The organism is Chryseobacterium sp. DT-167, assembly GCF_058310155.1.
The window spans coordinates 1-1,270 of record NZ_JBZEEQ010000028.1 but is presented as its reverse complement, the minus strand read 5'-3'; the positions used below and the strand labels follow the sequence as shown (position 1 = coordinate 1,270).

The window sequence follows — 1,270 nt, the reverse complement described above, 5'->3', positions numbered from 1 at the left end:
CGCGGAGAACACCGTCGAGGAACCGGCCTCGAGAGCAGCAACCCGCAACAGTTCCATGTTCTCGGCGGACTCGTGAGTCGAGGCCTGGACGTACGACATGGCCTCGTCGAACTCCGCGAACCGCTGGATCGCGAGACCGATACCGCCGGCCATGACCGTGCCCATGGCCAATCCTCGAGCTCCAAGAAGGTCGAAGTCCTTGCCCTTCTGACCAAGCTTCTCAGCCTCGGTGCCCGCCTCACGGGTCTTCTTCGACGCCTGCTCCATCGCATCCAGATACTGCTGCATCTGCACGGACAGCTTGACCTTCACGTTTCGTTCGACCATCCGACCTTCTCTTCTCTTCCACCGGTTAAAAGCGAAGAGGCACGACCAGACGGTCATGCCTCAGGTACTACAAAGTCCACTCAGTCGCGACGCAACCGCTCATTCTTCACGCGATGCAACTCCACAACGACGCGCATCCACACCACCCGATCCCTGCGCGCCCAACCTTCCTCAAGCAGATAAGCCCGTACAGCATCGCGCCACGCACCAAACGACGTCCAGTCGCCCTCCACAAACGACAAGCACCATGCCGGAACCCGCTCCTCAAGCGGGACATCAGCAACCCGACGACGAACCATTAGCGCCTTCCTCCATACACACCACGCGCCGGCCGAGCCGACGGCAACGAATCCTCATCCAAAGGCGGGATACCCAACGAAGCCAACAACCGAGCCAAGACCAGCCGTTGCTGCCTCAACTCAGACACAGCCGGATGAACCCGAGAGCCCTGCGACGACATCAACATCAGCCCGTCCTCACCGAGTTGCTTATCCAGATCGACGATCAAGTCCCGCGTACGCGCCGCCTCCTCCAACATGGCCAGCTCATGCTGCGCCCACTCAAACTCACCGACCCCCGCGTCCCACAAACGACGACCAGCAGCCCCCAAATTACGAGGCGTTTTCACCGCCGAACTAACACCATTCGAAACACTCACTTCGCTGTCCTTTCAAGGCGAGCCAGCCCCCAAGGGCCAAACGATTAGAGGGATGGGGAGAGATTGATCACCGCCCCGGAGACCGACCGGCTGTGAGGCCTTGAGGGTCGCGGGCCACCCCCTCAGGGCTGGTCCGCACGTCAGTTTGCTGCTGGAGTGTCCGGCGTTTCCCCTACTGTGTTCGTCGTGGCTACTACGACCTACAACCGCACGGTGAAGCGCGACGTACTTCGTTTCACTGCAGATGAAATGACCGACTTCTTCGCGGTCCTTGAAGACCTCGTC

The 1,270-nt window shown here is 60.4% G+C and carries 1 protein-coding gene; it reads right to left on the bottom strand.

The window, feature by feature from the left end; all coding sequences use genetic code 11:
• Nucleotides 1-327 (bottom strand): hypothetical protein (locus tag AC4FQ5_RS19505; RefSeq protein WP_491146134.1); only part of this gene is annotated, 327 nt, incomplete at its 3' end.
• Nucleotides 328-1,270: the final 943 nt, after the last annotated feature.